This window comes from Agaricicola taiwanensis (genome assembly GCF_014635245.1).
GTDB classification, from domain to species: Bacteria; Pseudomonadota; Alphaproteobacteria; order Rhizobiales; family Methylopilaceae; genus Agaricicola; species Agaricicola taiwanensis.
The window spans coordinates 1,013,585-1,035,760 of the sequence record NZ_BMCP01000001.1; the positions used below are offsets into that span (position 1 = coordinate 1,013,585).

18 protein-coding genes are annotated in these 22,176 nt (G+C 66.1%); 6 read left to right on the forward strand and 12 right to left on the reverse strand.

Annotation, left to right across the window (positions count from 1 at the left end; all coding sequences use genetic code 11):
- Window positions 1-52: 52 nt before the first annotated feature.
- On the forward strand, window positions 53-1,618 hold the full coding sequence (locus IEV58_RS04770; protein ID WP_188408520.1) for an EAL domain-containing protein: 1,566 nt from the start codon (window positions 53-55) through the stop codon (window positions 1,616-1,618).
- Between the two features lie 19 nt (window positions 1,619-1,637).
- Entirely contained in the window at window positions 1,638-2,543 is a 906-nt protein-coding gene (locus IEV58_RS04775) for a TIGR01459 family HAD-type hydrolase (RefSeq protein WP_229729185.1), read from the forward strand.
- A gap of 13 nt (window positions 2,544-2,556) precedes the next feature.
- Here the strand turns inward: IEV58_RS04775 and xseA are convergent, their stop codons facing one another.
- Window positions 2,557-4,092, reverse strand: coding sequence for an exodeoxyribonuclease VII large subunit (xseA, locus tag IEV58_RS04780; RefSeq protein WP_188408521.1), 1,536 nt, complete (start codon window positions 4,090-4,092; stop codon window positions 2,557-2,559).
- 89 nt (window positions 4,093-4,181) lie between these two features.
- Here xseA and purD point away from each other — a divergent pair, with 89 nt between their 5' ends.
- From purD to IEV58_RS04795, 3 genes are all read left to right on the forward strand, one after another.
- A complete protein-coding gene (purD, locus tag IEV58_RS04785; RefSeq protein ID WP_188408522.1) occupies window positions 4,182-5,441 on the forward strand; it encodes a phosphoribosylamine--glycine ligase in 1,260 nt (419 codons plus the stop codon).
- A gap of 78 nt (window positions 5,442-5,519) precedes the next feature.
- The gene (locus IEV58_RS04790) at window positions 5,520-5,993 is read left to right on the forward strand and encodes a DUF2269 family protein (protein ID WP_188408523.1); all 474 of its coding nucleotides are present in this window, start codon (window positions 5,520-5,522) and stop codon (window positions 5,991-5,993) included.
- Complete coding sequence (locus IEV58_RS04795; protein WP_188408524.1) at window positions 5,990-7,315, forward strand: SDR family oxidoreductase; 1,326 nt, start codon at window positions 5,990-5,992, stop codon at window positions 7,313-7,315. Before IEV58_RS04790 ends, IEV58_RS04795 begins: the two co-directional genes overlap by 4 nt.
- Here IEV58_RS04795 and rsmD read toward each other — a convergent pair whose 3' ends face one another.
- On the reverse strand, window positions 7,316-7,873 hold the full coding sequence (gene rsmD / locus IEV58_RS04800) for a 16S rRNA (guanine(966)-N(2))-methyltransferase RsmD (protein ID WP_188408525.1): 558 nt from the start codon (window positions 7,871-7,873) through the stop codon (window positions 7,316-7,318). It abuts the gene before it with no gap.
- A gap of 6 nt (window positions 7,874-7,879) precedes the next feature.
- Entirely contained in the window at window positions 7,880-9,580 is a 1,701-nt protein-coding gene (locus IEV58_RS04805) for a pseudouridine synthase (protein ID WP_188408526.1), read from the reverse strand.
- 154 nt (window positions 9,581-9,734) lie between these two features.
- Here IEV58_RS04805 and IEV58_RS04810 point away from each other — a divergent pair, with 154 nt between their 5' ends.
- Window positions 9,735-10,181 (forward strand): nucleoside deaminase, encoded by a 447-nt coding sequence (locus tag IEV58_RS04810; RefSeq protein WP_188408527.1) that lies wholly within the window; start codon window positions 9,735-9,737, stop codon window positions 10,179-10,181.
- Here the strand turns inward: IEV58_RS04810 and IEV58_RS04815 are convergent, their stop codons facing one another.
- The 9 genes from IEV58_RS04815 to IEV58_RS04855 all read right to left on the reverse strand — a co-directional run bounded on the left by IEV58_RS04815 (window position 10,182) and on the right by IEV58_RS04855 (window position 22,060).
- Entirely contained in the window at window positions 10,182-11,183 is a 1,002-nt protein-coding gene (locus IEV58_RS04815; RefSeq protein WP_188408528.1) for a phosphotransferase family protein, read from the reverse strand.
- 1 nt (window position 11,184) lies between these two features.
- On the reverse strand, window positions 11,185-12,093 hold the full coding sequence (locus IEV58_RS04820; RefSeq protein WP_188408529.1) for an alpha/beta fold hydrolase: 909 nt from the start codon (window positions 12,091-12,093) through the stop codon (window positions 11,185-11,187).
- A 72-nt stretch (window positions 12,094-12,165) separates the two neighbouring features.
- Window positions 12,166-13,950 carry a DNA mismatch repair endonuclease MutL gene (gene mutL, locus IEV58_RS04825; protein WP_188408530.1) on the reverse strand — a complete coding sequence of 595 codons (1,785 nt, stop codon included), beginning with the start codon at window positions 13,948-13,950 and terminating at the stop codon, window positions 12,166-12,168.
- Between the two features lie 61 nt (window positions 13,951-14,011).
- A complete protein-coding gene (locus tag IEV58_RS04830; RefSeq protein ID WP_188408531.1) occupies window positions 14,012-15,349 on the reverse strand; it encodes a M16 family metallopeptidase in 1,338 nt (445 codons plus the stop codon).
- A complete protein-coding gene (locus IEV58_RS04835) occupies window positions 15,346-16,596 on the reverse strand; it encodes a M16 family metallopeptidase (RefSeq protein WP_229729186.1) in 1,251 nt (416 codons plus the stop codon). Before IEV58_RS04835 ends, IEV58_RS04830 begins: the two co-directional genes overlap by 4 nt.
- 245 nt (window positions 16,597-16,841) lie before the next feature.
- The gene (locus IEV58_RS04840) at window positions 16,842-17,486 is read right to left on the reverse strand and encodes a hypothetical protein (protein ID WP_188408533.1); all 645 of its coding nucleotides are present in this window, start codon (window positions 17,484-17,486) and stop codon (window positions 16,842-16,844) included.
- 10 nt (window positions 17,487-17,496) lie between these two features.
- Window positions 17,497-18,012, reverse strand: coding sequence for a signal peptidase II (gene lspA, locus IEV58_RS04845; RefSeq protein WP_188408534.1), 516 nt, complete (start codon window positions 18,010-18,012; stop codon window positions 17,497-17,499).
- A complete protein-coding gene (gene ileS / locus IEV58_RS04850; protein ID WP_188408535.1) occupies window positions 18,009-20,993 on the reverse strand; it encodes an isoleucine--tRNA ligase in 2,985 nt (994 codons plus the stop codon). The genes lspA and ileS overlap by 4 nt, the downstream gene beginning before the upstream one ends.
- Window positions 20,994-21,085: 92 nt before the next feature.
- Entirely contained in the window at window positions 21,086-22,060 is a 975-nt protein-coding gene (locus tag IEV58_RS04855; protein ID WP_188408536.1) for a bifunctional riboflavin kinase/FAD synthetase, read from the reverse strand.
- Window positions 22,061-22,176 lie beyond the last annotated feature (116 nt).

Consider the following 22,176-nt stretch of genomic DNA (forward strand, 5'->3'; position numbering starts at 1 on the left):
CTCGAATCACTGATAGTGAACAAGAGGTTAACGGCTTCTGGGTTTGGGGTTCATGGGAAAATCCGCTACGATCTTCGTGGCGCTCTGCATGGTCATGGTTGCGGTATCGCTCGCGGTCATTTCCATGTCCGGATTCGGCCTGACGCTGGGCGACGCCATGTTCGTCGGCCTCGGTTCCCTCGCCATCCTGGGGCTGCTGCAAGCGGTTTTCACCCGCAACGGGCTGGAGAAGCCCCAGGTGCGGGTCGAGCCTGGCCGCTCCAATCACGACATCTGGGTCCGGATTCAGGCGATCGAGGAGCGCCTCGCACATCATGAAGCCATGATGCGCGACAGCGCCCGTGTGGTGGTCGAGCCGGTGTCGGAGGAGATCGCGGAGATCGGCGGGCTCATCTCGCAGCTTGCCGAGCAGATCGACGCTCATGATCAGGCTATCGGCAAATTGCGCGAAGCCGCCATCACCAATGTGCCGGCGCCGGAATCGTTGGCCGCGCCGGAAGTGCGTGGCGAGACGCGCCTTGCCCGCACGCCCTCGATGCTCAACGGGGCGCATGCCGATCCCTTGCCCGCCGCCGTGTCGGAGATCCGCGCCGAGCTGCGCCGTGCGCCTGAACCCGTCGCGGTGCCCGCGCCGAGCGTTGCACCCGCAGCCTCTGCGCCCGTTGCTGCGGCTCCCGCACCCGTCACGCGCGCCGAGAAAGCGCCTCGCGGCATGGCCAGCGGTTCCGCCGGCACAGTAGAAGTAGAAGCCGTTCGTCGTGCCATGGCCGAGGATCGGATCGAGATCCACCTCCAGCCCATCGTCGCCTTGCCGCAGCGCCGGATCCTCTTCTATGAGGCGAGCCCGCGTCTGCGCGACACCGATGGCCGCACGCGCATGCCCATGGAATTCCTGCCGGCGGCGCGGGCGGGCGGTCTTGCTCCCGCCATCGACCGCTTCGTCATCGAACGCGGCTTGATGATCGCCGAGCGCCTTCGGGAGCGCGGTCGGGATCTCGGTCTCTTCGTCTCCATCTCGCCGGCCATGCTGGCCGACGATACCGCCTTCACCGGACTGGCTGCCATGCTCGAGGGCTGGCGTGACCAGGCGGGCCGGATCGTGATGTTGCTGCGGCAGGAGTCGCTCTCCCATCTCGGTGCGCTGGAACATGAGACTTTGCAGGGGCTTGTCGAACGCGGCTTCCGCTTCGGCGTCGACCATGTCACCGATCTGTCGTTCGACCCGAGGGCGCTCAATGAGCTCGGCGTTCGCTACGCCAAGGTCGCGGCCGACGTGATCCTCAACCCTGCATCGGTGACTTCGGAGATCCACCCCGCGGATGTTCCGGGGCTCCTGAAGCGGCACGGCATCTCCTTCATCGCGACGCGCGTCGAAACAGAAGCGACCGTTGCCGACCTGCTCGATTTCGACATCGCACACGCTCAAGGGCTGCTGTTCGGACCGCCGCGCCCCGTGCGCAGCGAAATCTTCGAGCAGGCGCGGCCCGCCGCACCGGCAGCTACTGTCACCCCTTTGCAGCGGGGGCCCATCAGCGCCAATGTCCGGCCGCAGCAACCCGCACCCAGGCCCGCCCTTCGGCCGGAACGTTACGGACAGGGATTTGCCCGTCGGGTTTGACCGGGGTGGGTCATAACTCTTGACGCTGCGCGGGTTCCTCGCCATCAACGCGGCCATGAACCAGTCTCTTCTTCCTGCCGAAACCGGCCTCGCCACCATCGCCTCGCGCTATGACGTCATCCTCTGCGATGTCTGGGGCGTGCTTCACAACGGCGCCCGCGCCTGGCGTGAGGCGGGTGAGGCATTGACGAGGTTCCGGGAAGCCGGCGGAGCGGTGGTGCTGGTCTCCAACGCGCCCCGACCGAGTGCGGGCGTGGTCCCGCAGCTTGATGAGTTCGGCGTTCCCCGCACGGCCTGGGACGGCTTCGTGTCCTCCGGTGACATGACACGCGAGGCTCTGGTGAAATCCGGCGCGAAGCTGGTTCATCACATCGGCCCCGCCCGCGACTACACCCTGTTTGAAGACATCAAGATCGAACGCGGCGCTGTGGAAGACGCCGAGATCGCGGTGGTGACCGGCCTGTTTAACGACGAGACCGAGAGCCCCGACGACTATCGCGACGCACTTGAGGTGTTGCTGCAGCACAAGGTGCGCATGATCTGCGCCAACCCGGACAGGGTGGTGGAGCGTGGCGGCACCATTGTCTGGTGCGCCGGCGCGATCGCCGATCTTTACGAGGAAATGGGCGGCGCGGTGGATTGGCTCGGCAAGCCCTATCCGGCCATCTATGAGAAAGCCCTCGAGATCGCCGCCTCCATCCGTGGTGGTAAGGTCGATCGCTCGCGCGTCCTGGCCGTCGGTGATGCGGTGCGCACCGATCTTGCCGGCGCCAACAGCATCGGCGTCGATTGCCTCTTCATGACGGGTGGCATCCATGGTCCCGATCTCGGCCATCCCCCCGCGCCGGCCGTGTTCTCGGAGCTTTTGGCCCAGGCCAAGCAGCCGCCCGTCGGCTGGTCGCAGCGTCTGATCTGGCAGATCTGACGGCCGCAGCCGCTCAGCCGAAGAGGTCCCCCTGACCCGCCTTGGGCTTTGGCCGAATGGCCGTCCTTGCAGAGGATGCCGCCGGGGACGCGCTCGGCTGCTGTCCGGGGACAGGCTCCTCGGCACCATCCGCCGTGGCGCCAACCTCACCATCGTGGAACTTCAACGTCAGAGCCGAGCCCGGGGACACCGCATCACTGCGGCGAACCACATGGCCGTCCGTATCGAGGACCAGCGCGAAGCCGCGCTCCAGGATGCTTTCGTGTGAATAGGCGCCCACGAGCTTCCAAACCTGCTCGAGCTTCTGGCGGCGCTGTTCGACGCCGCGCCGGATGAGGTCGGCGTTGAGGCGCAAGGCGAGCGGAGCAAGCCGATCGGCGGCACGATGGGTGCGGGCGGTGAGCGCCTGGCGCAGGCGCTGGGCGGCATTGCCGAGCCGGTCCCGGCTGCGGCCCATCTGGCCTCTCAGAGCATCCTGGTTGAGGCGTCCGCCCACGGTGGCGAGCCGGATGCGGCGTTGATGCACGGCGGCGTTGAGCGCCGGCTTCAGCCGTGCCGTCGCAAGATCGAGCCGCTGGCGTGGCTGGCCGATCAGCCGTTCCGGCGTCGGCAAGGCGCGCGTGGCGGCGCGAAGCTCCGAGCGCCGGCGCTCGACCAGCCGCGTGAGGCCGCCGATAAGGCGTCCGCCGAGGTCCGCCGTCGTCGCCACCAGTTCGCTGCGCACCGGAACCACCATCTCGGCCGCGCCTGTCGGTGTGGGTGCCCGGCGATCGGAGACGAAATCGATCAGCGTGGTGTCGGTCTCATGGCCCACCGCCGAGACCAGCGGGATGGTGCTTTCGGACGCGGCGCGCACCACCACCTCTTCATTGAAGCTCCAGAGGTCTTCCAGGCTCCCGCCGCCCCTCGCGACGATCAGCACATCAGGACGCGGGATGCTCCCGCCCGGCTTCAGCGCGTTGAACCCACGGATGGCGGCGGCCACCTCGGCGGCGCTGGTTTCGCCCTGCACGCGCACGGGCCAGACCAGCACGCGCCGGGGAAAGCGGTCGTCCAGTCGGTGCAGGATGTCGCGGATGACGGCACCGGTCGGCGAGGTCACGACGCCGATCACGCGCGGCAGATAGGGCAGGGGTCGTTTGCGCGCGGTTTCGAACAGGCCTTCCGCCTGCAGCTTGCGCTTGCGTTCCTCCAGCAGTGCCATGAGTGCACCGGCGCCTGCCGGCTCCAGCGTATCGACGACGATCTGATAGGCGGATTTGCCAGGAAAGGTCGTGATGCGGCCGGTGGCGATGACCTCCAGCCCTTCTTCGGGCTTGTGGCGCAGCCGGGAATAGGTGCCCTTCCAGCAGACGGCATCGATCTTCGCGTTCTGGTCCTTCAGCGAGAAGTAGCAGTGGCCGGAGGAGTGCTGCCCGCGGAAGCCGGAGATCTCGCCGCGCACCCGGACATAGCCGAAGGCATCCTCCAGCGTGCGCTTGAGCGCTGCCGAAAGGTCGGAAACGGAGATTTCCGGAGCATTGGTGGCGGGCTGGGCAAGATCAGTCATAGGGGCCTGAGATGACGTGGTGACGGCGCGGCGCGAGCCGGTTAAAAGGTCCGCGACCTTGGACCGGAATATGAAGGAACGGAAGGCCCATGAACATACTCCTGATCGGCAGCGGTGGACGCGAGCACGCGCTGGCCTGGAAGCTGGCGCAGAGCCCGGAGCTCACGAGGCTTTACGCCGCGCCGGGCAATCCCGGCATAGCCGATCACGCGGATATTGTCGCACTGGATGTGGCTGATCACGGCGCTGTCACCGACTTCTGCCGCGACAGGGAGATCGGCCTCGTCGTCGTGGGGCCGGAAGTGCCGCTGGTGGCCGGTCTCGTGGACGACCTCGGCATCGCCGGCATCCGCGTCTTCGGCCCGACCAAGGCCGCCGCTCAGCTGGAAGGCTCCAAGGTCTTCACCAAGGAACTTTGCGCCGAATATGGCATCCCGACCGCCCGCCATCAGAGCTTCAACAGCGCGGGGAGCGCCAAGGCCTATATCCGGGCCGAAGGCGCGCCCATCGTGGTGAAGGCGGATGGCCTCGCCGCCGGCAAGGGCGTGACGGTCGCCGCCAGCATCGAGGAGGCGGAAGCCGCCGTCGATGCGCTCTTTGCCGAAGCGGGCGACGCCGAGGCCACCGTGGTGATCGAGGAGTGCATGGTGGGAGAAGAGGCCAGCCTCTTCTGCCTGGTCGACGGCGAGACCGTGATCTCGCTCGGCGGCGCGCAGGACCACAAGCGCGTCTTCGACGGCGATGAGGGGCCGAACACCGGCGGCATGGGCGCCTATTCGCCGGCGCCTGTGCTGACGCCGGAGCTTGAAGCGCGCGCCATCGATGAGATCGTGAAGCCGACGGCTCGCGCCATGTCCAAACTGGGCATCCCGTTTCGCGGCGTGCTCTACGCCGGCCTGATGCTGACACGTGAGGGGCCCAAGCTCATCGAATACAACGTGCGCTTCGGCGATCCGGAATGCCAGGTGCTGATGCCGCGCCTGGCGTCGGATCTCCTGCCGCTCCTGGTCGCGACTGCTGACGGCCGGCTCGACGGCGTCACGGCGGAATGGCGTGACGTTGCGGCGATCACCGTCGTCATGGCAGCCAGGGGCTATCCGGGAACGGCTCCCAAGGGTTCGGAGATCCGCGGCGTCGACACGGTGACCCGGGACGGGGTCAAGATCTTCCACGCCGGCACCAAGCGCGAGGGCGACCGCCTTCTCGCCTGGGGCGGCCGCGTCCTCAATGTCACGGCAACAGCGCCGACCCTGCGTGAGGCGCGCGATGCGGCCTATGCGGCCGTCGACACCATCGATTGGCCGGAAGGCTTCTGCCGCAAGGACATCGGCTGGCGCGCGCTCGGCTGAAGCGCTCGCATTTCACGCGGCCTTAAGGCGGATCGGTTAGGACATCCTGACCGCTCCGCTACCTCCGGCCAATCGCGCGTGACCTATCTTGTCCTGAAGTACCTTCACGTGATTGGCGCCGTTGTGCTGCTCGGTACCGGGACAGGCATCGCCTTTTTCATGCTGATGGCGCATCTCAGCCGGGATGCGGCCTTCATCGCCCGCACGGCCGCAGTCGTCGTCATCGCCGATGCGCTCTTCACCGCCACCGCCGCCGTGGCCCAGCCCGTCACCGGCTATCTCCTCGCGCAGGAACTCGCCGTTCCCCTCACGGAAGATTGGGTCGCCGCCTCGCTCGTCCTCTATGTCGTGACCGGCGTCTTCTGGCTGCCGGTGGTCTGGATGCAGGCCCGCATGCGCGATCTGGCGCGAGATGCCGTCACGGCGGGCGAGCCGCTGCCCCCGCGCTATCATCAGCTTTTCCGCATCTGGTTCGTTTTCGGTTTCCCGGGATTTGGATCGGTCATCGCCATTCTCTGGCTGATGATTGCAAAGCCGGTGCTGTGGTCATGATCAGCCGTCCCACCATTGCCGTCCTTGGCGCCTCCGGTCTGATCGGAGGAGCCGTCGCCCTCGGCCTGATCAGGCAGGGCTTCTCCGTCGTCGCCGTCGCGCGCCGCTTCACGCCGGCGCAGGCCTGGGCCTTCGGCCATGCCGCCGTGACGGCACCTGTCGTTGACATGAGCCGCGCCAAACTGGCCGAGACGCTCGCCGGCTGGCAGGCGGATGTCGTGGTCAACTGCATCGGCGTCCTGCAGGACGGGCCGAAGGGCAAGACCGGTGAGGTGCACAGCGCCTTCATCCAGCGCCTGCTCGCCGCCATGGATGCCGCCATCGAGCCGGCGCTGCTGGTGCATCTGTCCATGCCCGGCCGCGACGAGGACGACCGGACGCAGTTCAGCCGCAGCAAGCGCGAGGGAGAGCGGCTGATCGCCGGAGGCCCGGTGCGCTATGTCATCCTGCGCCCCGGCTTCGTCATCGCGCCCGCCGCCTATGGCGGCAGCGCCATGATCCGGGCCTTGGCCGCTCTGCCGCTGGGGCTTCCAGACGAACAGAACGCGAGGCCCTTTGCCGTATCCGATGTCGCCGACATCACCGCGACCATCGCCCATGTCGCTACGAGGTGGCATGAGGGCGACCGCGCTTTCGCGGAGAGCTGGGACGTGCTGGAACGGGAGTCGGCGACATTCGGCCAGGTCGTCGAGAGCTTCCGCCGCCATTTCGGCGGGCCGCGAGCCGTGGCCAACCTGCCGGGCTGGCTCATGAGTATCGGCGCCCGGGCCGGCGATCTCGTCTCGCGCCTCGGGTGGACCCCTCCCATCCGCACGACAGCGCTCGCGGAGATCCGCCGCGGCGTCGAGGGCGACCCTGCGCCCTGGATCGCCGCAACAGGCATCGAGCCGCGGTCGCTGGCCGAGGCCGTTACGCGACTGGAGGCGAACGTCCAGGCATCCTGGTTCGCCCGCCTTTATCTCCTCAAGGCACTTGTCTTCGGCATTCTGGCGCTGTTCTGGATCGTGTCTGGCCTGATCCCGCTGACGGTGTCCTTCGGCGCGGCAGCTTTGGTCTTCACGACAGCGGGTTTCCCGCAGGGGCTTGCCAATGCCATCACCGCTGCAACGAGCTTTGCAGATGTCGCCATCGGCCTCGCCATCGCATGGCGGCCCTGGAGTCGCGCCGGACTTTTGGCGGGCATCGCCTTGTCGCTGGCCTATGTGGCGGGATCGCTCGTCCTGACACCGGCACTCTGGCTCGATCCCGTGGGTCCGCTTGTGAAGACCATTCCCGCCATCGTGCTGATGCTGGTCGCCCTCGCGATCAGGGACGACCGCTGATCAGGCGCGGTGGCGCAGGAAGACGATCTGGCTGTCACCCGCCTCGCGGCGCTCGATGTGCTCGAAACCTTCAGGTGCGGCGACCTCCGCATCGCCCCGCTCCTCCACGACGATCAGCGCATCCGGCGCCAGCCAGCCGCCGTCGCGCGCCGAAGCGATGGCTTTCTCGCCCAGTCCCTTGCCATAGGGCGGATCGGCAAAGACCAGCGTGAAGGGCTGAAACGGTGCGACCGGGCCAAGCCGCGTCGCGTCGCGCCGGAACAGCCGCGTGATGCCGGCCGCTCCCAGCGTCTGCGTGTTCTCCCGGATCAGCGCGCGCGCCTCCGCGCCCTCATCCACGAAGAGCGCAAAGCTCGCGCCGCGCGACAATGCTTCCAGACCAAGGGCGCCGGTGCCGGCAAACAGATCGAGGACACGGGCACCATTGATCTCGATGTCATGGCCATGCGCGAGGATGTTGAACAAGCTCTCGCGCAGCCTGTCCGAGGTCGGGCGGATATCCTGGCTGGAGGGGGCCTTCAGCACCCGTCCCTTCCAGCGCCCCGCGACGATGCGCATGGAGGCTTAGCCCTTGCGCGGCGGGCGTCCGCCCGGCTTTCCACCGCCGCCCGGACGCGGCCGTCCCGGGCCTGCACCCCCGGGCTTGCCACCGCCTGGCCGTCCCGGTCCGCCAGCGCGTGGCGGGCGGGTCGACATCTTGCCCAACGCATGATCCCGGCTCGAGGGTGAACGGTCCCGGCGCGCCGCGCCGTCATGGCCTTCGGCCTTCATCCGGAATGGCCGCTTCGGCCGCTCGCTATCGCCGGAACGTTGAGGCCGTTTGTCGCCCTCGGGGCGCGGCCGGAAAGGCCTGTCACCGCGCTCGTCACCTTCAGGGCGTTCACGGAAGGGGCGCTTGGGACGATCGCCGTCGGCCGAACGCGGCGGGCGGCTGTCCCCCGGGGCGCGCGGCCGGACCGGCCGGTCGCCACGCTGATCGTCGGCCGGGGCGCGGAACGGACGCTCAGGACGATCGCCCTCGCCACGCGGCGGGCGGGTGTCGCCCTCTGGACGGGGGCGTGACGGGCGCTCTGGTCGCCGGTCACTATCGGGCCGTTCGCGGAACGGCCGCTTCGGGCGGTCAGTGTCTGCGGAACGCGGCGCGCGATCGTCCGTTTCCCAGGGGCGGAAGCTCCGCTCCTTCTTGACCTCGTCATCGAATGAGCGTGCCGGGCGTTCAGCGCGATCGCCCTCGCTGCGGCTGCGGCGCGGGCGGTCGTCGCCCTCAACGGAACGCTGCGGCCGCTCACCACGGTCATCCTTGGCCCAGGCAGGACGGGGGCGGGGGCCGCGCGGTTTTTCCGCCGCCGCGGTCTTTTCGTGGCGTTCAACCAGCACCTTGCGGCCATCTCTGGCGGTGACAAGGCTGTTACGAACTTTGGGCTTCTCACCTTCGCCGGCATCCCGGGCGCGCTTTTCACGACGGCGGGCCTCTGCCGGGTCGGGCTGGCGTACGAAAATCGGCGCCTCGAAATCGGCATTGGCCTCTTCGATCAACCTCGCGCCAAGCTGGTCGCGCAGCACGCGCGAGCGCACTTCCTCCGCCTGGCCTTCCGCGATCTCGGCCAGTTGGAAGGGGCCGAAGGAGAGACGGATCAGCCGGTTCACCTTGAGGTCGAGGTGCTCCAGGATCCGCTTCACCTCGCGGTTCTTGCCTTCTCTCAGGCCGACCGTGAGCCAGGCGTTGGTGCCCTGCGCGCGGTCATAGCTTGCTTCCACCGGCCCGTACTGGAAGCCATCGATGGTCACGCCGTCGGCAAGCTGGGCGAGCCGGACCTCGTCGACGCGGCCGAAAACGCGCACCCGGTAGCGCCGCAGCCAGCCTGTTTCCGGCAGCTCCAGCACACGGGCCAGGCCGCCATCGTTGGTGAGCAGCAGAAGCCCTTCGGTATTGATATCGAGCCGGCCAATGGTGACCACGCGCGGCAGGTCCGGCGGCAGCACGTCGAAGACCGTGGGCCGGCCTTCGGGGTCCTTCGTCGTGGTCACGACGCCGCGCGGCTTGTGATAAAGCCACAGGCGGGTGCGCTCGCGCGCGGGCAGCGGCTCGCCGTCCACCGTGATCCTGTCGTCGGGGCCAACAGTCGTGCCCGGCTGGGTGACCGTCGCGCCGTTGAGGCCGATGCGCCCGGCGGCGATCCAGGCCTCCGCATCGCGGCGTGAGGCGATGCCGGCCCGTGCGATGACCTTGGCGATGCGCTCGCGCTGGGGGATGTCGTCGGACATTTTTTCTTGCTCTGTCATGGGAACGGGCGTTTTAGAGCATTCCGGCGAGGCGAACACCGCATCGCCACTCCAAAATTCGTGAAAGATCTGGCAGCACGTTCGTTTCGGCCAGAACAGGCATGCTCTAACATGTGTCGGAGCGGTTGGGGAGAGCATGGCACGACCAGAATTCATGGCGCTCGCACTCGAGGAGGCCGAGGCCGCCGCGGCACGCGGCGAGGTGCCGGTGGGCGCTGTCGTGGTGCTCGATGGCGAGGTTGTCGCTCGCGCCGGAAACCGGACGCGGGAATATTCCGATCCCACAGCCCATGCCGAAATGCTGGCCCTGCGTCAGGCATCCGCCTTGAAAGGCTCCGAACGCATCGGTGAGGCTGATCTCTGGGTCACTTTGGAGCCTTGCCCCATGTGCGCGGGCGCCATCTCCTTCTTCCGCGTGCGGCGGCTTTATTTCGGCGCGGAAGATCCCAAGGGGGGCGCTGTCGTGAATGGAGTGAGGCTGTTCGAGCAGCCAAGCTGCCACCACAGGCCTGAGGTCTATGGTGGCTTCCGGGAAATTCAGTCCGGCAACATCCTGCGCAATTTCTTCCGCGCAAAACGCTGATCAGCCGGCGCGCTGGGCAAAGGCCCATCCGATTTTGGCGAGCGCGGCGGCATGGCGCGGCTCGGCGGCGCCGGGATTTCGGCGCAGCATCGCCACCCTGCGGAAGAAGCAATAGGCAATGTAGGTGTTGAGGTGCGGTATCTCCGCCAGGCCGGCCCGCGCCGCATAGGCCGACAGGTACCGGTCCATGGATGGGATGCCGAGTTCGGAGAGCTTGAGGCCCATCAGGCTTGTCCCGGAGGCGGTCGCGTGCGGAGTGATCCAGGGGATGGCGCTGTTGACGGCATCGGCCACGGGATCGCCCAGCGTCGCCGCCTCCCAATCGACCACCGCCAGGATCTTCGGCTCCTGCGGCGCGATGATCAGCTTTTCCGTGGCGAAATCGTTGTGCACCAACCGCAGCGGGCGATCAGGCGGCAGGTGGTCGGGCAGCCAGGCCATCAAGCGGTTCATCTCCGGCAGTTCATCGCCGGACAGGGTGCGGTAAACCTCGCTCCAATGCTGGACCTGCCCTGCAAGATAGCCGCTGCTCTTGTTCAGGCTGGCAAGCCCCAGCGTGTGAGGATCGTAGCTGTGCAGCCGTGCCAGGGTATCCGTCATGGCATCATAGATGGCGGTGCGATCGGCAGGCGTGACGCCGGGAAGGCTTGGACGTGGGAAGATGCGGCCGTCCACGAAGGTCATGACATAGAAGGCGTAGCCGAGAACGCTCTCATCGTCGGAATAGATGAGAGGTCGCGGCACGGGGAATCCGCGCGCGCTGAGGGCGGCGACCACACGAAACTCGCGCTCCAGCGGATGCGTCGCGTCCGGTGTCTTTGCCCGCAACACCAGCCGGTCGCCCGGCGTGGCGATGAGATAGCTCATGTTCTCCAATCCGTCATGGATTGGGCGGACCGTCACGGGTCCACGGAAGCCGGCGATGGTGTGCGTCAGGAACACTTCGAGCCGCTGGACCCGAAACTGATTGGCCTGCGGTATCTCACGGGCGGCTACGGTCATGTCAGGCCTCGGGTGCGAAGAAATGAAGAAGGGACGTCAGCGCCTCACCAGGATTTTCCTCGGCAAGGAAATGGCCGGACGTGATGGCGGCGCCCGTGACCTCGTCTCCCCAGCGCTGCCAGATCGACAGAGGCCCCGACGTCTCGCCGGGAAATCCCCTTTCACCCCAGAGCGCCAGCAAGGGCACGGTTATCTTCTTGCCAGTCTCCAGATCGGCTTGATCATCGGCGAGATCCACGCTCTGTCCGGCGCGATAATCCTCGCAGGCTGAACGGATGCGGTCCGGAGATCGAAAACCCGCCCGGTATTGAGCGAGCGCGCGATGATCGAACGCTGAGAGATCGCTTGTCGCGGTCCAGCTTGCCAGCGTCCAGTCCAGATAGAAATCGGGATCCTTTCCGATCAGCGTTTCCGGAAGAGGGTGCGGCTGAGCCAGGAACAGCCAGTGATAGGACTTCATCGCCAGCTTCGCCGTCATCCCGGTCCACATGGCTTCCGTCGGTATGATGTCGAGGAGCGCGAGCCGGTCTATGCGTCCGGGATGATCGAGCGCCATGCGGTAGGCGGTCCGCGCGCCGCGATCATGCCCGATCACGCCGAACCGCACGTGGCCAAGCCTCTCCATGAGATCCACCAATGCCGCCGCCCAGACCCGTTTGGAATGCGGCCGGTGGTCATCCGCCGCGCGCGGAACGAAGGACCAGCCGTAGCCGGGCAGGTCAGGCATGATAAGCGTAAAGCGTTCGGACAGTCCCGGCGCGAGCCGGTGCCACATGACGTGCGTCTGGGGGTAGCCGTGAAGCAGGAGCAGGGCGGGTCCCTTCCCGCCCACACGGGCGAAGAAGCGGCCGCCGTCGGTGTCGATCCACTCCGACTGAAAACCGGGAAAAAGATCGGCGTTCTCTGGCATGATATACCCCTGACAGGCGGGCCGAGGCATCCTGCCTCGCCATCATCTTGCCGAAAGGGCGCGAAGAAAACGTCAACGACGTGCGAACAGGCGCTCCAGATCGGCTCGTGACAGGGCAACGAAGGTCGGGCGCCCATGGTTGCAGGTCCCAGCCGCCGGTTCCGCTTCGATAGCCCGTAAGAGGGCGTTCATCTCATCGGGCTTCAGCCGGCGGCCGGCGCGGATGGAATGGTGACAGGCAACCGTCGCGGCAAGGCGGTCCAGCCGGTCCTCCAGTGCTCCGGCGCTGCCGGTCTCCGCCAGGGCATCGGCCACATCGCGCACCATGGCGGTGACGTCAGTGGTGCCGAGTGCCGCCGGCGTTTCCCGCACCAGCACGGCGCCGGGGCCGAAACCCTCCACCACGAGTCCAAGCGCCGCCAGTTCCCGCTCAGCTGCGGCGACACGCTCGGCATCTTCCAGCCCGAGGTCGATGACTTCAGGCACCAGCAGCGCCTGGCGGGCGACGCCGCTGGCGGCGCGTTCGCGTTTCAGCTTCTCATAGACCAGACGTTCATGGGCGGCGTGCATATCGACGAGGATCAGGCCGTCCTCGGTCTGGCTGACGATATAGGTGTCGTGCAGCTGCGCTTTCGCGGCGCCCAGGGGCAGCCCCGACGGCTCTGGCGCGGAAACCTCTTCGGCCGCCACGGCCGCACGCATATCCGCCGATGGCGCAAAACCGAAGCCGCTCTGGGCCGGCTCCTGAAAACCCGGAGGTGCCGACGGGCTCGTCGCCGCCGACCACGGGCGCTGCGGCCAGGCCGGTGGTGGCGCGCGAAAGGCCGTGGAGGCGCGCGCTGCACCGGTTGCCAGCGGCTGCGGCCCCGCGTCCGCGAGCGCGGCCCGCAGCCCGCTGATCACAAGGCCGCGCACAAGGCCGGGGTCCCGGAACCGCACCTCGGCCTTGGCCGGATGCACATTGACGTCGACCTCCTGCGGATCGAGCTCGATGCTGAGCGCCACCGCCGGCTGCCGGTCCCGGGGCAGGAGATCGCCATAGGCGGCGCGGATGGCGCCGATCAACTGCCGGTCGCGAACCGGCCGCCCATTCACCGTGAGCAGCTGATGGGCCGCATTTGCGCGGGTATAGGTGGGGAGGGCGGCAAGCCCGCTTAAGGAAACGCCCTCGCGTAGCGCCGAGACGGGCACGGCCGCTTCCGCGAAATCCCGCCCGAGGATGACGGCGAGCCGGTCCCTGACGCCCTCGCCGCTGCCTCCGGCACGCTCGAAGCGAAGCGTCGTATCATCGAGCACGAGCGTCATGTCGATGTCGGGTCGTGCCGCCGCGAGCCGTCGCACGGTCTCCGCGATGGCCTGGGCTTCCGTCCGGTTGGTCTTGAGGAACTTGCGTCGCGCCGGCAGTGCGGCGAAGAGGTCTTCCACATCCACCCGAGTGCCGCGTGGCCCGGCGGCAGGCCGCGGATCGCCGCGCCGGCCGTGATCCACCGTCAGCGCCAGGGCATGAGGGGCATCGGCCGTGCGGGTCGTGATGGTGAGGCGTGCCACCGAGCCGATCGAGGGCAGCGCCTCGCCGCGAAAGCCGAGATGGCGCACGGCCAGCAGATCGTCGTCAGGCAGTTTCGACGTCGCATGCCGTTCCACGCACAGCGTCAGATCCCCGGCATTCATGCCGTGGCCATCGTCGGTGATGCGAATGAGGCTGGTGCCGCCATCCCGCGCGACGATCTCGACGTGGCCAGCGCCCGCGTCGATGGCGTTCTCGACCAGTTCCTTGACCACACTGGCGGGGCGCTCGACCACCTCGCCCGCAGCGATGCGGTTGGACAGGGTCTCGGGCAGCAGACGGACGGACATGAGGCGGCTTTCACCTGATTCGGATGTCACGCCTCAACAATAGCCCGTGACCGTCGACGCGTCAGCGGTCGCCGCTGCTCGTACCGGTGCTCTCCAGGCCCTCGGGCTTGCCCACGGCGACCACCAGGAGCTCACCATCCCCCAGCAGCGACTTGGCGGCGCGGGCGAGGTCCTCGCGCGTCACTGCTTCGATCAAGGCGTTCCGCTCGTTGATGAAATCGATGCCCAGATTGTCGATCTGGAACTGCAGCAGGTTGCGGGCGATCTTGTTGGAGGAGTCGAAACGCAGGGCAAAGGAGCCGATAAGATATTTCTTCGCCTTGGCGATCTCTTCCTCGCTTGGCGGTTCGGCGGCAAGCTTGCGGAACTCGTCTCGGATTACGCTGACGGCCTCGCCGGCGCGGTCGTTGCGCGTTGCCACCTGGCCCATGACATAGCCCGAGGCCGAAAGCGGGAAGAGCCCGGTAAAGACCCCATAGGACAGGCCGCGCTTCTCGCGCACCTCGTTGAACAGCCGCGATGTGAAGGTGCCGCCACCCAGGATGTGGTTCAGCACGTAATAGGCCATGAAGTCCTCGTTCTTGCGAAGGGGGCCTGGCCGGCCGAACGAAATAGCAGTCTGCGGCGTATCCATCTCCACGACCGTCAGCGTCCCGACATTGGTCAGGGTGGCCGGCGCCGCGGGCGTGATCTCCGCCGTGGCGGGCAGATCGCCGAAAGCCTCATCGAGACGCCTGCCGAGGGTCTCGGCATCGATCGCGCCCACGGCGGTGACGACGAGATTGTCCCGCGCAAAGTTGTTGCGGTGGAAGGTGACGAGGTCGTCACGCGTGATGCTGGTCACGGTTTCGGCGGTTCCCTCGACCTCGCGCCCATAGGGATGACCGGGGAAGGCCTGCTCCTGGAAATTATAATGGGCTAACGCTTCCGGATTGGTGGAGTTCTGCCGGATGCGGGCCATTACCTGGGCGCGGATACGGTCGATCGCATCCTGGTCGAAGCGCGGAGAGGTCACGGCGAGCTTCAGCAGATCGAAGGCCTCATCCTCATTGGCCGAGAGCGTCCTGAGGCTGCCGAAGAAACTGTCGTAGCGGGTGTCGAACGACAGCTCGACCGCGCTGTCTTCCAGACGGCTCTGGAATTCCTGGGCTTTGAGTTCGCCGGCACCTTCATCGAGCAGGCCGGAGACCATATTGGCGGTGCCGTCCCGGCCTTTGGCGTCCTGCACGGCGCCGCCGCGGAAGGCAAATTCGAGCGCGACGATGGGAAGCGTCGTGTCGTGCACCAGCCAGGCCTTGATCCCCTTGGGAGAGGTCACCTCCTCAATGCGGGTTTCGGATTTGGCGGGCAGGGCAACGGCAAGCGACATGGCAACCACGAGTAGGAGGCGGGATATCATTGTGGCGGAGCCTCCTCGGTGAGAAGGAGACCGGTGACGGAGCGATTGATCTGCAGCGCCAGCTTGGCGGCCGCCTGGATCTCCTCCGCTGAAACGGCTTCGATCACCGAAGGCCATTCCTTGACGTCCTCGACCGTACCACCGGTGGTCAGGGTTGTGCCATAGGCGCGGGCAAGGGTGGTCTGGCTGTCCTGGGCATAGATGGTCTCGGCCACCAGCCGCTTCTTGGCCCGGGTCAGCTCTTCCGCGGTCACGCCGTCCTTGACGATCTTGGAAAGCTCGGCATCGAGCGCCTTCTCAAGCCGCTCCATATCGATGTTCTCGCGCGGGATCGCATAGACCACGAAGCGCGACTGGTCGAGCGCGTCGCCCTGATAATAGGAGCCGGCGGAGGCCGCTATGCTTTGATCGGCCACCAGCGAACGATGCAGCCGGCTGGTCGAGCCGCCGCCGAGGATGAAGGCCAAAAGATCCAGCGCATGGGCCTGGCGCCCTTCGGCATTGGCATAGGAGGGCACGATATAGGTTCGTGTCAGGCTGGGCTGGCGTGCGCGCGGATCCGCCAGGGTCACGCGCCGCGCGGCAAGCAGGTCCGGCTCTGCCGGACGCATGCGCGGGCCGACGTCCCCCCGCCGTTCGATCTTGCCGTAGGTGGCCTCGGCGAGTGTGCGCACTTCGCCGGTGGTCACATCGCCGGCCACCACCACGATGGCGTTGTTGGGCGTGTAGAAACGGTCGTAGAAGCTGAGCGCGTTGGCGCGATCAAGCTGTTCGATCTCGTGCTGCCAGCCGATGATCGGCGTGCCGTACGGGTGATTGACGAACAGCGTGGCCGCGATGGCTTCGCTGAGACGCGATCCCGGATCATTGTCGGTCCGCATGCGCCGCTCTTCCAGGACGACGTCACGTTCCGGATTCACCACCTCATCGCTGAGGACCAGGCCCGTCATCCGGTCCGCCTCGAACTCCATCACCGTCGGCAGATGCTCTTTGGCCACGCGCTGATAGTAGGAGGTGTAGTCCTGGCTGGTGAAGGCATTCTCCTGGCCGCCGAGCTCGGACACCATGGCGGAGAAAGCGCCGCCGGGGTGGGTCTTGGTGCCCTTGAACATCAGGTGCTCGAGGAAATGGGCGATGCCGGATTCGCCCTCCGGTTCGTCGGCCGCGCCCACTTTGTACCAGATCATATGGGTGACGACAGGCGCGCGATGATCCGGGATCACCACGACCTGTAGACCGTTGTTCAATGTGAAGGTCTCGACCTCTGGCCCGGTAATGTTCGCAGGCTGTGCCTGGGCGAGAGTTCCGTGAGACAGGGTGGCTGTGACCAAAGCAGATACCATGAGGCGCGAGAGCGAAAACATCAAAAACCTAGCCGACCAATATAAGCGGGTGCGGGTAAGAGCTTATATAACTGCGGCGCCAAAGCGGCGCCGCAACAGCACAAAACTGTGAAGGGCAGGACAGCGCGCGATGACGCCGGCTGCCGTGATCAATCGAACGGATTGATCTTGCTCAGCCAGGACTTCTTCTGCCCGGGCGCGGTCGGCTCCTCGCCGGAGGGCGCCAGCGGCGCATTGGGCGAAGGCTCCAGATAGCCGACGGGGGGATCGCTCAGGCGCGGCCGCGTGGTCAGGTCGAGCTGCTTCTCTTTCTGCGCCTTGTAGACAGCCGAACCGCGACGCAGTTCATCGGGCGAGATCCTTGGATCCTCGCGATTGCCGACGGGAACTTCCTCGTACCCGCGCTCGGGGGTCGCGGCACGCCCCGCCCGCAACTCATCGGGGGAAAGGCGCGGGTCGATCTGAAGGCGGGACTTGGTGTCGCTGCCGGCAGGCATGTTCCGCGCCTGACGTTCCTTTTCCCGGCGCATGACGTCAGGGTCGGTCGGCCAATTGGGATTGGCGGCCACGGGAGCACCGGCTTCCGGCGGCGGCAGATCGCGGGACGGCGGGATCACGAGGCCCGGCCGTTCGCGGTACTCGATATCGGGCTTTTCCTGCTTCAGCAGGCCGAAGCCGCCGACAAGATCATGGATCAGGCCACTGCTCTGGGCGGACGCCTGGGTGGGAAGCCACAGCATCGCGCCACCGACAAAAAGGGCGGCAATGCGTGCGGGAGATGGTGTCCTGTTCATGTCCAACCTGTCATGTGGTTGTGTTGGTGCCGGGCTCCTCGGCCCGCGAACGCTCATCGTCGCGTCCGATTTTCAGCGCACCATACAGAAGGAAGACGACGCCGACAACGATGGCCGCATCGGCGATGTTGAAGACATACCATTCAAAGTTGCCGGCGTGCAGCAGCACGAAGTCGGCAACCGCGCCATAAACGACGCGGTCGATGCCGTTTCCCACGGCGCCGCCGATGATCAGGCCCAGCCCGGCCGCGTTGATCCGGCCGTCCTCTTTGCGAAGCCAGTTGGCGAGGAATACGACGGCGATGACCGTCACAATAATCAGCAGCCAGCGCCCGAGATCGCCATCCTGCTGCATGAGGCCGTAGGAGATGCCCCGATTCCAGACCATGACGAAATCGACAAAGGGAGCGATGGCGACGCGTCCCTTGAGAGGCAGATCGAAGCTGAACAGCACCCAAAGCTTGCTCGCCTGGTCCAGCACCAGGGTAATGAGCGTGATGATGACGCCGAGCCGGGTCGCCGTCATGCGGCCGTCGCCTTCAGCCACTCACGCATGGCCTGTGCGTCGCGGGCGGTGATGTCGGGAAACTCAGGATCGGAGCCGACATCGGCAGTGATCCGCCAGGACCGCGCGCACTTGCGCCCTTCGGCCAGTTCGGGCGTCACCGCCACGCCCTTCACCTCATCCATGCGGAAGGCATCGGCCGGGCCTTCGCCTGCGGAAAGCTGCGCGCCGGAGGTGATGAAGATTTCGGCGAGGTCGAGACCCTCAAGCGCCTGGAGCAGGTCCGAATCCGAGACATGGACCACAGGCGCCGCTTCCAGCGAAGAGCCGATGCGCTTGGCGGCGCGTTCCAGTTCCAGAGCGCCGGTAACGGCACGGCGCACGCGGCGCACGTTCTCCCACTTGGCAGCAAGTGCCTCATCGCGCCAGGCGTCGGAGACGTCCGCGAAGGTCTGGAGGTGGACCGACCTGTCTTTCGACGGGTGCCGCGAGAGCCAGGCTTCTTCCGCCGTGAAGGGCAGGAGCGGAGCAAGCCAGCGCACGACGGTGTCGAAGAGACGATCGACGACCGTCAGGGCGGCACGGCGCTTCACCGAGGAGATCGGCTCGCAATAAAGCGTGTCTTTGCGCACGTCGAAATAGAAGGCGGAGAGGTCCGCCGTCAGAAAGGCCATGACCGCGGCGAAGATGCGCTTGAAATCATAGGCCTCAAAGCCTTCCCGCACCACGGCATCGACTTCCGTGAGCCGATGCAGCATGACGCGCTCAAGTTCCGGCATCTCGGCGTAGGACACGTCTTCATCAGGGCGATGATGGGCAAGCGTGCCCAGCATCCAGCGCAGGGTGTTGCGCAGCTTGCGATAGGTGTCGGTGGTGGTTTTCAGGATCTCCGGCCCGATGCGCAGATCATCCGCATAGTCGGAGGCGACGACCCAGAGGCGCAGGATATCGGCGCCGGATTTCTGGATCACCTCCTGGGGCGTGACCGTATTGCCGAGCGACTTCGACATCTTGCGGCCCTGCTCGTCGAGCACGAAGCCATGGGTCAGCACGCTGTCGTAAGGCGCGCGGCCGCGGGTACCGCAGCTTTCCAGGAGTGAGGAATGGAACCACCCCCGATGCTGGTCGGATCCTTCCAGATACATCGCGGCCGGCCATGTCACGTCGTCGCGGCCCTCCAGCACAAAGGCGTGGGTCGAACCGGAATCAAACCAGACATCCAGGATGTCGTTGACCTTTTCGTAGTCCTCAAGCGCATAGTCGTTGCCGAGGAAGCGCGCGCCATTATCGGCGAACCAGGCATCGGCGCCCTCGGCCTCGAAGGCCTCGACGATGCGGGCGTTGACCTTCTCGTCGGTCAGCACCTCCCCGGTCGCCTTTTCGACAAAGACGGCGATCGGCACGCCCCAGGCGCGCTGGCGCGAGATCACCCAATCGGGACGCGCCTCGATCATGCCGCGCAGTCGGTTCTGCCCCTGCGGCGGATAAAAAGCGGTCTCGGAGATGGCTTTCAGCGCGCGTGCCCGCAGCGTGTCGGTCCTGCCGCCTTCAAGGCCAAGGTCCATGGAGATGAACCACTGCGGCGTGTTGCGGAAGATCACCGGCTTCTTCGAGCGCCAGGAGTGCGGATACTGATGCTTGAGCCGGCCGCGTGCGATGATGTTGCCGGCCTCGCGCAGGGCCGCGATCACGGCCTCATTGGCATCGCCCTTCTCGCCCTTGTCGGTGATGACCTGGCGGCCGGTGAAGCCGGGCGCGTCGGTCGTCAGACGCCCGTCCGCATCCACAGTATAAGGTATGGTCGTGTCGATGCCGCGCGCATCGAGGGCGGCCTTGTTGTTCATCCAGACATCGAAGTCCTCGCGGCCGTGGCCGGGAGCGGTATGCACGAAGCCCGTTCCGGTGTCGTCGGTGACGTGGTCGCCGTCGAGCAGCGGCACGTCGAACTCATACCCCTGCCCTCGCAACGGATGCGCGCAGACGAGGCCGGTGAGATCATCCGCGCTGACATCCGCCCGGCGCTCGAAGCTTTCGACGCGCGCTTGGCCGAAGACATCGCTGGCCAACTTGTCGGCCAGCACCAGCCGCTCTCCGGTCTTGAGCCAATTGTCCTCCGGTGCCGCCGTGACCTCATAGAGCCCATAGGCGATCTTTGGCGAATAGGAGATGGCCCGGTTGCCGGGAATGGTCCAGGGCGTGGTGGTCCAGATGACGACGGATGCGCCATCGAAGGCCGAGGTGGCGCCACCAGCGACATAGGCATCGCCGTCTCCGGCGGCGGCCGCGATCAGGACGGCCTCCGCAGCTTTTTCGGCGGAGGAGACGATGGGGAACTTGACCCAGATCGTATCGCTGGTGTGGTCGTGATATTCGATCTCGGCCTCGGCGAGAGCGGTCTTTTCAACCACCGACCACATGACCGGCTTCGATCCACGGTAGAGCTGGCCCGAGGTTGCGAACTTCATCAGTTCGTTCGCGATCACCGCCTCGGCCCGGAAGCTCATGGTGGTGTAGGGATGGGCCCAATCGCCGGTGACGCCGAGGCGCTGAAACTCCGCTTTCTGCACGTCGATCCAATGTTCGGCGTAGGCACGGCACTCGCGACGGAAGTCCACCACGGGCACGTCGTCCTTGTTGCGGCCTTTCGCGCGGTAGCCTTCCTCGACCTTCCATTCGATCGGGAGGCCGTGGCAGTCCCAACCCGGCACATAATTGGCATCGAAGCCCGCCATCTGGCGCGATCGGGTGACGACGTCCTTCAGGATCTTGTTGAGCGCATGCCCGATGTGAAGGTGCCCGTTGGCATAAGGGGGACCATCATGCAGCGTGAAGGGCTTGCGGCCCTTGGCCTGCTCCCGGAGCTGCCGGTAAAGGCCGATCTCCTCCCAACGCGCCAGCATCTGCGGCTCCCGCTCGGGCAGGCCCGCGCGCATGGGAAAATCAGTCTTCGGCAGAAACAGCGTCTCGGAATAGTCGCGCGTTGGCGTCGTGGTATCGGTCATGGGATCAATGTCGGTGTCAGCTTTTGTCGGGCTTGTAGCAAGATGCTTCCGGACAAAACAGAGAATTTCTGTTTTGTGAACCGTGGTCGCTCCTATGAGAACGCCTCGATTGCGCTCGGAGCATCCCCGTTATCGGGTTCGGCGAGCATGTCTCGGGCGATCTTGGAATCCAGATCCATGCGCGCGAGGAGCGCCTCGATCGTGTCGAACTTCTCCTCACCACGGATATGGCCGAGGAACTCGATATCAAGCGTCTTTCCGTAAAGGTCACCGGCAAAGTCGAACAGGAAGACTTCAAGTCGGGGGGCGCCATCATCGAACGTCGGGCGCCGGCCGAAGCTTGCGACACCGCCCAGGATTGTCCCCCCGAAGCCCGCGCGTACGGCATAGATGCCATGGGCGAGCGGGCTTTCCGGGGGCAGCACGATGTTGGCTGTCGGATAGCCGAGATCGCGTCCGCGCTTGTCGCCATGCACCACCTCGCCGGACACGAACCAGCGATGGCCGAGCAGTCCATTGGCCCGTGAAACCTCGCCGGCGCCGAGCAGCGAGCGGATGGTGCTCGACGAGATCGGCGCACCCTCGCCAAAGGGCGCGACGACCTCGACGGCAAATCCGTGACGCTTTCCCGCATCGCGAAGGAAATCGGGCGAGCCGGCGCGGTCTTTGCCGAAGTGAAAGTCGTAACCCACCACCACGGCCTGGGGCTGAAAACGGCCGATCAGGATCTCGGTGACGAAATGCTCGGCATCGACGGCGGCGAGCGCGCGATCAAAGGGCAGGATGACGGCGCCGTCCATTCCTTCGCGCTTCAGAAGCCTCAACTTGTCCGCCTCACTGGTCAGCCGCGGCACGGGGGCATCCGGTCGGAAAAGGGTGCGTGGATGTGGCTCGAAGGTTACGGCGACGCTGGGATGGGCCATGGCCCTGGCTTGAGCCAGGACAGCCTTGTGGCCGCGATGAACGCCGTCGAAATTGCCGATGGCCAGAGCACCGCCCTTGAGAACGCCATCGTTTTCATGGCCATGAGTGACGGTGAAGGATGTGGTGGACGGAAAGATGGTCATGGTCGCCCGCCACGGTGCTCATCGGAACAGCCGATGGTCAAGCCGCTGCTGTCGACTGAGGGGAACCAGAACGTTGCCAAGTGGTTGTTGATGCAACTTAACTCTCGGAGATCGTC

Bases quoted from the DNA above. Each gene is read 5' to 3' on its own strand.
- IEV58_RS04770 (WP_188408520.1), top strand. From the start codon at position 53: ATGGGAAAATCCGCTACGATCTTCGTGGCGCTCTGCATGGTCATGGTT.
- xseA (WP_188408521.1), bottom strand. From the start codon at position 4,092: ATGACTGATCTTGCCCAGCCCGCCACCAATGCTCCGGAAATCTCCGTT.
- purD (WP_188408522.1), top strand. From the start codon at position 4,182: ATGAACATACTCCTGATCGGCAGCGGTGGACGCGAGCACGCGCTGGCC.
- IEV58_RS04795 (WP_188408524.1), top strand. From the start codon at position 5,990: ATGATCAGCCGTCCCACCATTGCCGTCCTTGGCGCCTCCGGTCTGATC.
- rsmD (WP_188408525.1), bottom strand. From the start codon at position 7,873: ATGCGCATCGTCGCGGGGCGCTGGAAGGGACGGGTGCTGAAGGCCCCC.
- IEV58_RS04805 (WP_188408526.1), bottom strand. From the start codon at position 9,580: ATGTCCGACGACATCCCCCAGCGCGAGCGCATCGCCAAGGTCATCGCA.
- IEV58_RS04810 (WP_188408527.1), top strand. From the start codon at position 9,735: ATGGCACGACCAGAATTCATGGCGCTCGCACTCGAGGAGGCCGAGGCC.
- IEV58_RS04815 (WP_188408528.1), bottom strand. From the start codon at position 11,183: ATGACCGTAGCCGCCCGTGAGATACCGCAGGCCAATCAGTTTCGGGTC.
- IEV58_RS04820 (WP_188408529.1), bottom strand. From the start codon at position 12,093: ATGCCAGAGAACGCCGATCTTTTTCCCGGTTTTCAGTCGGAGTGGATC.
- mutL (WP_188408530.1), bottom strand. From the start codon at position 13,950: ATGTCCGTCCGTCTGCTGCCCGAGACCCTGTCCAACCGCATCGCTGCG.
- IEV58_RS04830 (WP_188408531.1), bottom strand. From the start codon at position 15,349: ATGATATCCCGCCTCCTACTCGTGGTTGCCATGTCGCTTGCCGTTGCC.
- IEV58_RS04840 (WP_188408533.1), bottom strand. From the start codon at position 17,486: ATGAACAGGACACCATCTCCCGCACGCATTGCCGCCCTTTTTGTCGGT.
- lspA (WP_188408534.1), bottom strand. From the start codon at position 18,012: ATGACGGCGACCCGGCTCGGCGTCATCATCACGCTCATTACCCTGGTG.
- ileS (WP_188408535.1), bottom strand. From the start codon at position 20,993: ATGACCGATACCACGACGCCAACGCGCGACTATTCCGAGACGCTGTTT.
- IEV58_RS04855 (WP_188408536.1), bottom strand. From the start codon at position 22,060: ATGACCATCTTTCCGTCCACCACATCCTTCACCGTCACTCATGGCCAT.